The 9904-nt window shown below is 49.9% G+C and carries 7 protein-coding genes and 2 rRNA genes (1 of these 9 cut by a window edge); 1 reads left to right on the top strand and 8 read right to left on the bottom strand.

What is annotated here, in order from left to right; all coding sequences use genetic code 11:
* Nucleotides 1-12: 12 nt before the first annotated feature.
* The 6 genes from ACJJIN_RS15340 to ACJJIN_RS15365 are packed head-to-tail and all read right to left on the bottom strand — an operon-like array spanning nt 13 to nt 6281.
* A complete protein-coding gene (locus ACJJIN_RS15340) occupies nt 13-750 on the bottom strand; it encodes a type III pantothenate kinase (RefSeq protein WP_444895285.1) in 738 nt (245 codons plus the stop codon).
* Nucleotides 747-1748, bottom strand: coding sequence for a bifunctional biotin--[acetyl-CoA-carboxylase] ligase/biotin operon repressor BirA (gene birA, locus ACJJIN_RS15345; RefSeq protein ID WP_444895286.1), 1002 nt, complete (start codon nt 1746-1748; stop codon nt 747-749). The genes ACJJIN_RS15340 and birA overlap by 4 nt, the downstream gene beginning before the upstream one ends.
* Nucleotides 1749-1753: 5 nt before the next feature.
* Nucleotides 1754-2866 carry an alanine racemase gene (alr, locus tag ACJJIN_RS15350; RefSeq protein WP_444895287.1) on the bottom strand — a complete coding sequence of 371 codons (1113 nt, stop codon included), beginning with the start codon at nt 2864-2866 and terminating at the stop codon, nt 1754-1756.
* A 27-nt stretch (nt 2867-2893) separates the two neighbouring features.
* The gene (locus ACJJIN_RS15355) at nt 2894-4084 is read right to left on the bottom strand and encodes an ABC transporter permease (RefSeq protein WP_444895288.1); all 1191 of its coding nucleotides are present in this window, start codon (nt 4082-4084) and stop codon (nt 2894-2896) included.
* Complete coding sequence (locus ACJJIN_RS15360) at nt 4081-4818, bottom strand: ABC transporter ATP-binding protein (RefSeq protein ID WP_444895289.1); 738 nt, start codon at nt 4816-4818, stop codon at nt 4081-4083. Before ACJJIN_RS15360 ends, ACJJIN_RS15355 begins: the two co-directional genes overlap by 4 nt.
* Complete coding sequence (locus ACJJIN_RS15365) at nt 4815-6281, bottom strand: alpha/beta fold hydrolase (protein WP_444895290.1); 1467 nt, start codon at nt 6279-6281, stop codon at nt 4815-4817. Before ACJJIN_RS15365 ends, ACJJIN_RS15360 begins: the two co-directional genes overlap by 4 nt.
* 136 nt (nt 6282-6417) lie before the next feature.
* On the opposite strand from ACJJIN_RS15365, the gene ACJJIN_RS15370 reads away from it, so the two are divergent.
* Nucleotides 6418-7377: a hypothetical protein gene (locus ACJJIN_RS15370; protein ID WP_444895291.1), complete on the top strand. Its 960-nt coding sequence runs from the start codon at nt 6418-6420 to the stop codon at nt 7375-7377.
* A 771-nt stretch (nt 7378-8148) separates the two neighbouring features.
* Here the strand turns inward: ACJJIN_RS15370 and rrf are convergent.
* Nucleotides 8149-8264 (bottom strand): 5S ribosomal RNA (rrf, locus tag ACJJIN_RS15375).
* 201 nt (nt 8265-8465) lie between these two features.
* A 23S ribosomal RNA gene (locus ACJJIN_RS15380) occupies nt 8466-9904 on the bottom strand (it continues 1443 nt past the right edge of the window).

Genomic DNA, 9904 nt, shown 5'->3' on the forward strand with positions numbered 1-9904 from the left:
CAGAGTAAATTTTTATGGATTACTAAGGGCCAACCCATCCATCACCAAATCGGGAACCAGGCGATGTTCGTGCTGGTAAACTGCGGAGAGCAACTGCGCATCTCCACCGGTTAACCACAATAAAGGGGGGGAACCGGATTGGACCTGCAATTCTTCCATTGCTCGATCAACCGCACCCAACACCATCAGCAAGAGGCCACGGTTTATCGCCTCATTGGTATTGCGTCCCGCGCCCAATGTTTTTGTCAGGGCCAGTGCCTCACGACTCTTTGCTGCATGAGTATCGACACTGAGAACGCGATTCATCAATCCGAAACCGGGAACGATATATCCCCCAATGTGGCGCCCGCTATTGTCCAGCAAATCTAAGGTGACCGCACTGCCGCAATCCACAATTAATGATGCTCGGGGAGATTGCTGGTAGGCCGCCAACATTGCCAGCCACCGATCCACCCCCAGGGCGGAGTGGTCTTCATACCCACAGATAACGCCGGCACATTGGGGCGCTACTGCCGAGAATTCAGCCTCCAGTGTGAACAGGTCTCGGGCCACCTGACTCAAGAATTCAGCAACAACGGGACCGGCGACATTCACTACCCGAAAACGGTAGGGGGTTAAGTCTGCCCAACCCTCAGGCAAAACCTGCTGGCGCAACTGCCCAGTTTCGATATCACCACGGGCTATCACCTCGCCTTCGACCAGGTAGCGCCACTTACCCCGTGTATTGCCGACATCCAGCTCTAGAATCACACCTGCCCCCGCAACGAGATTTCCCCCCCATGAAATGACTTTTGCCCTTTATCAGTGTCGAGTAACAAGGCTCCTTTTTCATCGACACCGGCCGCAACACCTTCCCAGCTCAAATTACCTGACCGCAACTGAACTGGCTGCCCGGCAAACTGGTCTAGGGTTGACCACGATTCCCGGTAAGCGGCGAAGCCCCCTTCCGGGTAAGTTTCCAGCATCGGTAACAGCTCGCTGAGTATCGCCGCAGTTAATTCACTGCGGCCAATACCAGGACGGACTTGCTGGAGATCTGCCCATGGTTGATCAATCTCCTCAGCTGTCTTTGCATTGAGACCATTATTCAACCCGATACCGATAACCACTGAACAGCGATCGGTTAAATCCCCTTTTAGCTCAAGTAATACACCGGCCAATTTACGGCCCTGGCACCACACATCATTTGGCCACTTCAGGCGCACGCCCGGTACAGAAAAACGCTCGAGCGCTTTTGCCACAGCAACACCGACGGCAAGACTCAACCCCTCCAGGCTTAGTACACCACCATTAAACTCCCAGCCCACTGAGAGGCTGATACTTGTGGCATACGGGCTGACCCAATTGCGACCACGGCGACCCCGACCGGCACTTTGCCGCTCGGCGAGAATCGCTACAGCATGCCCCTTACCTTCTTCAAAACGTTCCAGTAACAGCGAGTTCGTTGAACTCAATTCATCAAAAACCCGCAACTCGCGCAGTAGCGCTCGGGCTGAATCATCCAGCTGAGCGGTAACAGTCTGCGCAGATAGCAAGTCGAGACCTCCCGGCAAGCGATAACCTCGCCCCTTAGCAGACTCAAGCGTCAGGCCGTAGCTCTCGAGCTTTTGTAGTTGTTTCCAAACAGCGGCTCGGCTGACACCAAGCGCATTCCCGAGGGATTCTCCCGAGTGTATTTCCCCATCCGCCAGCAGCTCCAGCACCGGGCGAAGCTGTTCTAATGGTGTTTTTGCGGCGACGTCCTGCAATTTGTTCAACCTTTTACATAATGGCGGCCATAGCGATGCCCGAGGCTCGTCAGGACTTCATAACCGATAGTCCCGGCATACCCAGCGACCTCATCCACCGTAAGCTGGTCATTGAGAATCTCGATCGACTGAAGGGAGTCCCGCTCCTCTTCGCTGAGACCCGAAATATCGAAAGTGGTAGAGTCCATTGATATACGCCCGACAATTGGCAGAGGGCGGCCGTGCCCCCATCCGCGCCCCCGCCCCCCTTGGGCTCGTATAATGCCATCGGCATATCCACCCCGAGCTACCGCAAGCCAACTATCTCCGGGAACTTCCTGGGTCGCACCATACCCCACAGACCGGGACTGACTGACATAGCGCTTTTGGACAATTGGCAAGCCCAAAGTCACCGTTGGACGCATCGGGTTTTCAGCCTCAGGGACAGGGTTAAGGCCGTATAGTGCGGAGCCCGGTCGGGCAATATCAAAGTGATAGTCCTCACCCAAAAAGATGCCGGATGAGTTCGCAAGGCTGAGCTGAATATCCGGGCACAGTTCCCGCAAGCGATCGCCCGCGGTCTTAAACTCGTTCAACTGAAGCTTGTTATGCGGATGCTGGGGCTGATCTGCACAGGCAAGATGACTGAAGAACATCCGAACATCGGCGGACTCCAAGAGAGGGCGGTCCTTCAGCAGCAATTCGAACTCATCTGGGGTCAATCCCAGCCGAGTCATGCCGGTATCAATTTTTACGGCGCAAGGGGCCTCCAACTGAGCTTTCTCGCAGATTTCAACCCAGCTCTTCAATTGATCCAGAGTAAACAATGTGGGGATCAAACCCGCGCGAGCGCACTCTAGTTCAGCACCAGGCCTGACACCGGTAAAAATGACTATATTCACATCGTTGCCGAGGTCACTGCGCAAGCGCTCCCCCTCGACTTGGGTGGCCACAAAGAAATCGCGGCATCCCTGAGCGTATAGCGCCGGTGCAACATGAGCCATTCCCAAGCCGTAAGCATCCGCTTTAACCACAGCACCGCACCGGGTGCCGGCTTTCAAGCGATTAGCCAGATCCTGATAGTTATCTGCTATAGACCTCAGGTTGATACTTAATAACCCTTCACGAAAGTCACTCATACCAGTACAACTCTCTAAATCAGTAAGCTAGGTAGCTCCGAGCAGACTCTCTCGCTGCAGCGCTCGGGCACCGCCTAATATACACCCAACAACCAACAAAAGGCTGACCAGTGAGCCAGCGATCATTAGTGATATGGAGACCGTATCCCCAACCAGTAGAGCCTTAAACCACTGCTGTTGCGCGACCAGCGGGACCAACTGCCAGACAGGTTCCTCTAGCTCTATGGATGACATATCCAATATTAACAACATAGTGACAGGTAAAATCTGCAATATACTCAATTGAGTTTGAGCATCTTTAAATGACTGGGAACGCAACGCTAACAATATTTGCAGTACAGCAACCAATAGAGCCAATGGCAGCAGGGCAAGCGCCATAGCGACCATTCCACTTAGCGTAGTTGCATGTTGTATCCCCATTTCAGCCAAGGGCAAAAATGGAAAAACAGCCATTAGCGAAACTAACGCAAGAATAGAAGATAACCAACTGATACTGGCTACAGCGAGCACCTTGGCCAGGACCACCTGCCAGGCGGCCAGAGGTTGTTGCAGCAATACCTCAAAACTCATTCTCTCCCGCTCACCGGCAGAGGCATCAATGGACGAGGACAAGCAACCTATAAACAGCGTCATTATCAGGAGTGCCGGTATTGAACCAACAATCCAGGCACTGCGGGTAGAGGGGGTACTGACATCCCTGACCTGTACTTGCCAGGGTGCCATTGTTTTTAGTGGGACTCCCCTAGCGACCATTCTTTGTTGAATAACGAGCTGTTGTAGCTCACCCAGCTTTTGTTGAACATGGCTCGCGCCTTGCCCGCTGAAACGATCGGAGCTATCAACATACAAATAAATCTTGGGGCTGCGGAAATTGCGATAATCGGTAGAAAAGCCTTCGTCAATTTTCACAACTGCATCGTAACCTTCATCAAGTAAAGCCATCGGGTCCCCTTCTGACAGGCTATCCAGTTCCACCCGCCCTTTACTCAGCTGCTGCTCCAATACTGGTAAATCCTGACCGCCTAACAACGCTAGCTGAAATGTCCTCTCTCCTTGGGACTTAAACATAAACAGAGTCATTGATGCGATCATTCCGGGAAATAAAATGGCAAAAAACAACGATAAATACAGTGCTCGCCGGTCACGCCAAACCTCTAATAACTCCTTTTTCAAAAGAGCAGACATGGCGGGAGTAAATAATAGGTTTAAAAATTTCATGCCATCACCTCCCCTTTAACCCCGTAAGCCAGAGTGACAAAACTATCTTCCAGGTTTTTACAGCCTGTGCGCTCTACAAGCTCATCTGGGGTACCACTGTCGACAATAGCACCGTTAGCCATCACCAACACTCTATCTGACAACTCAGTGACTTCAGCCATAATATGGCTGGAAAATAAAATGGCTACGCCCTCAGAGCGCAACCGCAGAAGTGTTTTCCGCAGCAGTCTCGCTGCAAGGACATCAAGACCGCGAGTCGGTTCATCTAGTATCAAATGCGTAGGCCGGTGGACTAGTGCCCGCGCCAGCGACACTTTCATTCTCTCCCCCTGGGAAAAGCCTTTTGTCCGACGTTGCCACAAATCTTCTAATTCCAGCTCTTCTCGAACAGAATTCAATGCGCGCTTAAGCTCTGCCCCAAATAATCCTTGCGCACTGGCAAAAAATGATAAGTACTCCGCTACAGTAAGTCGTTCATACAAGCCTTCACGATCGCCGACAACGCCCAATTGCCGCTTTATTTCTAATGGCTTTTCGGCCACATTAAGCCCACTAACAAATACTGTACCTTCATCCGGTTTTACCAACCCCGCTATAATTCTCAGGCAAGTAGTTTTACCGGCTCCATTAGCCCCCAGCAAAGCGGTTATTTGGCCATCAGGTATATTGAAGTTCAGGTCTTTGAGTACTTTCTTTCCAGAGAATTGCTTGTGAATAGATTTAACAGCAATCATTTGTTATCCCCTTGGCTCGATAGCAACTCACTGGATACCGCTTTATCAATTTCAGGTCCAAAAGCACCCGCCATAAAAGGTGGTCTTTGAATATCCGCAATACAATCACTATCTAAAGAAGCAAGTGGAGATTTTAGAAAATCATCTATTAGCTTTGGTATACAACCGCGCATACTATTGATATGCCCACCACCTGGAACCACTACCTGTGTTAATTCTGAAAGATACCCCAAGCTTTGTTCAGCATAATAATGTGGGGTAATAGGGTCAGCCTCCCCGGAAATAATTAACACAGGATGATTTCTTTCTTCCGGGACTTCGTAAGTGATAGGAGATACGGGCCACACCTTGCAACCCTCAGCAAAAATCTCAAAAAAAGCATCACCTAAAAAGCTATTGCGAATATCTGCAGCCAGCTCTTCCTCTGTAGTGCGATTTAACTCTTCAGCGCAAGCAACTGATAAGGTGAGCCCCATAGACATACTTCCATCATCAGATAAAAGTCCAGCCAATCCCGATAGCGGCAAATAATTACCTTCCTCAGCCTGGCTAATAGCGTATGGTAACTGCGCTGCCATTTCAGGTGTGTAGAGCGCGGTCCTTATCAGGTTTTGTATGAAGCTCCGGGGAACACTTGTTTCCATTGTGCGACCAGAGTGGGGGTCCGGGAAATTCGATGCTCTTCCATCCCAGTCCCTAAGCAAGCTATCCAGGTCAGATCTCCAATCGCCAAATTCGGAGCACACCGGATCCTGACTGCAGTCTTTCTCCAATTTTAGCAGCGCCTTTTCAGCAGCTTGCGCAGTAAGAAAAACTTTTGAATCAATCGGGGCTACGGCATCCAGGATCAGGACACTCAAACTTTCGGGATACCATTGCTGGTAAAGAAGCGCTGTGCGAGTTCCCCAAGAACCTCCCCACAAAGCAATTTTTTTATGCCTCAACTGGAGGCGCACTTCCTCCAGATCATCAACCGCTTGACGGCTATGCAGGGCTTTCGCAAAGGAAGAGTTTTCAAGGTAGCAAGTTGAGAATTGATCGGTGACCGCCTCCAGATCCATATGGACTTCTCCGTCGATCCCACAATCAAATGCAGCCGAGTAACCCGAGCCGCGCCTATCGACAAGAACGATCGCCCTACTCTGATTGACTTTATATAAGGCATTTAGAATTGGGGTCAGATAACTGGCTGCCTGGCCGGGGCCACCGGCCAGTAAATAAAGTGGCTCCAGTCCAATGTCATTAACTGCTGGGGCTATCGTTACCGCTAGATCTACTGCAGCTTCTCCTTCACCAACCGGTATCTTTGTACAGTGCAGAGCATGGCTCCAGCCGTCCAGGTAGCAGGGCGAGAAGTTACTCTCTTCTCTCTCCTCTGCAACTGCTGGAGATAGCCCTATAAACAAGCCGATCGCGAAGATCGCAAACCTCTGTATCCAAACCACTGACAACTCCCTATCCATCTAATTTATCCCAGCCAGTGTATCGAACCATTTTCAACATGTCGCCATTCAACAAAAGACAGATAATTGCATTTGCATTAGCACCCACCCCTGCACAGTGGTATGGTTTCTTATTTACTTGCCCATGATTGCACCCATGAGCTTTTCAGACCGAGAAAAACACCTAATCCGAGCCGCCTTTGCCTGGGGCCAAATCACACAACAGGAAGGCTATACACTTTCTGATCTTGAAATTGAAAAATCGGTTCTCTTCCGACGATTACTTGGCGGCCGGCCGCCATTGGCATTCCCGCCGCCATTGCGTCACGGATTTCCCTGGTATGACGTTATTGAAGGGCGTAGCGAACACTTAGTGAGTGCATCCGAAGCCTCACCTGAATGCAGCATCATTGCTCCGGGCTGCAAGCTCGGGGATACCTGCATTCTTATTGACGGCGCCTTTTGGCGCGTAGTCGAAACTGTTCGCGAGCACGAAGAATATATCGTTGAATGGGGCCAATACCCAATGCAGTGGCGCTTGAAAAAGCACTGGGAAGTAAACTATGAAATGACACAACAGCTTCATAGTTTTCGTAAAGATAACCCCAATGCCGAAGTCAGCTTTGACAACTATTTAAGCCAAAGGGAGTACCGGGAATTTCGCATAGACGATGATCAGACGGTATGGCTCTGTGAATGGCAATTAAGCCGCACCAGCCTCTCTGGTTGGGTATGGGTGGGGACAATACTACCTGTTCCCGGTTATCAGCTCATTCCAGTATTCGACGATGATCAAGGTCCGGTTATTCTCGGCGAGGATGGTAATTCCAATGGGCAGGCCTGGCTGCGTATTGAAGATGCCACGGATGAATACCGCTTCGTTAAACTATTGGGAACCTACGACTACCAGTCGCTAATTACTGCGAGCACCACTGAGCTGAAGACCTTTTTACAAGATCTACAGCAAGAAGAGTTAGCAGACATTGAAGTATTGGATTGGCACCAGAACAATGCCGCACGACGCTTTGCTCTCCCTGCCGAGCTGGTTCCACTGGAAGACCTCAGTTTGAATGATATGAACTTTGAGCTCGTTCCAGATAACGCCTTTGCTTGCTAGCCCACCCAAGCCCCACCTGGTGGGGCTTTTTTTATCCCCAAATTTTTCTTCTCTCGCATACTGGCGTACCAATCAGCCGCAGTAATCCACAGATTTATCGCTCATAACACTGTTAATAACTGATGTCCGTTTTATGGCGTCTTTGTTACCAACAGAAACCATGGATAGAGCTGTGTATAACTCTTGGATATCCCCGGCCAGCCCCGTGGTTGCTTGGCTCTATTGAAGGCGGGTAAAAAAGCAGCACTTTTTGCACGGATTTCCACAGCCAGAGGTTACTAACAGAAAGTCTGGATAGAGTTGTGCATAACTTTAATAAACGGGCTACAGGCCCCGTGGTTACAGGGGATTACTGCAGAGACTAAAAAATCACCGATATTTTTATGGGCTAATTTTAATTTTTGGCGGGAGTGGTATGGGTACTTTTCTGGTATTTACGAGGGTTATTTTTGTTGGATTATTTTTTGAGTGAACGCAAAGGCGTTTGCTACGGAGGTCGGTAAAGACCTATTTTTATAGGCTTTTTAGGAGAGCGTCTGTTTAAGGTACTCAGGTAATTTTAGCTTTTTCTTTTTTATTTACTGACTGACTTTTTAAGAGAAAGTGGAGCATTAAAGTTTTTCAGAATTACTTTTATTTTTTCTATTTAATTTTTACTAAGTATTTTCTGCTTTCTCTCTCTTATTTTTTTAGCTTTTGTTTTTGTTTTTTTAAATATTTTCAGCCATAAAAAAAGGGCCACCCTATTGGGTGGCCCTTTTCGGATTAGAAGCCTGACGATGACCTACTCTCACATGGGGAAGCCCCACACTACCATCGGCGATGTTGCGTTTCACTTCTGAGTTCGGCAAGGGATCAGGTGGTTCCACAACTCTATTGTCGTCAGGCAAACTGGCTTGGGTTGGCATTGGTCTTATAAGCAAAGTGCTTGGCCTGCCGTGTTATCGCTGTTTGCCTCGGTCATTATTGACCGGCGATAACCCCAAATAAGTCGGTAAAACAATCTGTAGTAATACACCGCAAGCGATCGTATGTCTCTAACTCACAATCCGCTAGCTTAGCTAGTCGTTAGTAACCATCTCTGTTGTATGGTCAAGCCGCACGGGCAATTAGTACTGGTTAGCTCAACGCCTCACAACGCTTCCACACCCAGCCTATCAACGTGGTAGTCTTCCACGGCCCTTCAGGAGGCTCAAGGCCTCAGGGAGATCTTATCTTGAAGGAGGCTTCCCGCTTAGATGCTTTCAGCGGTTATCCCGTCCGAACATAGCTACCCGGCAATGCCACTGGCGTGACAACCGGAACACCAGAGGTTCGTTCACTCCGGTCCTCTCGTACTAGGAGCAACTCTTCTCAAATCTCCAACGCCCACGGCAGATAGGGACCGAACTGTCTCACGACGTTCTAAACCCAGCTCGCGTACCACTTTAAATGGCGAACAGCCATACCCTTGGGACCGGCTTCAGCCCCAGGATGTGATGAGCCGACATCGAGGTGCCAAACACCGCCGTCGATGTGAACTCTTGGGCGGTATCAGCCTGTTATCCCCGGAGTACCTTTTATCCGTTGAGCGATGGCCCTTCCATACAGAACCACCGGATCACTATGACCTACTTTCGTACCTGCTCGACATGTCTGTCTCGCAGTCAAGCGCACTTATACCATTATGCTCATTGCATGATTTCCGACCATGCTGAGTGCACCTTCGTACTCCTCCGTTACTCTTTGGGAGGAGACCGCCCCAGTCAAACTACCCACCATACACTGTCCTCGATCCGGATAACGGACCAGAGTTAGAACCTCAAACATACCAGGGTGGTATTTCAAGGACGGCTCCACAACAACTAGCGTCGCTGCTTCAAAGCCTCCCACCTATCCTACACAAATAGGCTCAAAGTTCAGTGCAAAGCTGTAGTAAAGGTTCACGGGGTCTTTCCGTCTAGCCGCGGGTACACTGCATCTTAACAGCGATTTCAATTTCACTGAGTCTCTGGTGGAGACAGCGTGGCCATCGTTACGCCATTCGTGCAGGTCGGAACTTACCCGACAAGGAATTTCGCTACCTTAGGACCGTTATAGTTACGGCCGCCGTTTACCGGGGCTTCGATCAAGAGCTTCGCCGAAGCTAACCCCATCAATTAACCTTCCGGCACCGGGCAGGCGTCACACCCTATACGTCCTCTTACGAGTTTGCAGAGTGCTATGTTTTTAATAAACAGTCGCAGCCACCTGGTCACTTCGACCGGCCTCAGCTTAGGGAGCAAGTCCCATCACCAAAACCGGCGTACCTTCTCCCGAAGTTACGGTACCATTTTGCCTAGTTCCTTCACCAGAGTTCTCTCAAGCGCCTTGGTATTCTCTACCTGACCACCTGTGTCGGTTTAGAGTACGATTCACTATTACCTGAAGCTTAGAAGTTTTTCCTGGAAGCAGGGCATCAACCACTTCACCCACTAAGTGGGCTTCGTCATCAGTTCTCAGCCTTAGGGACCCGGATTTGCCTAAGTCCCCAGCCTACAACCTTAAA

This window comes from Microbulbifer maximicatervae (SeqCode), from assembly GCF_052467505.1.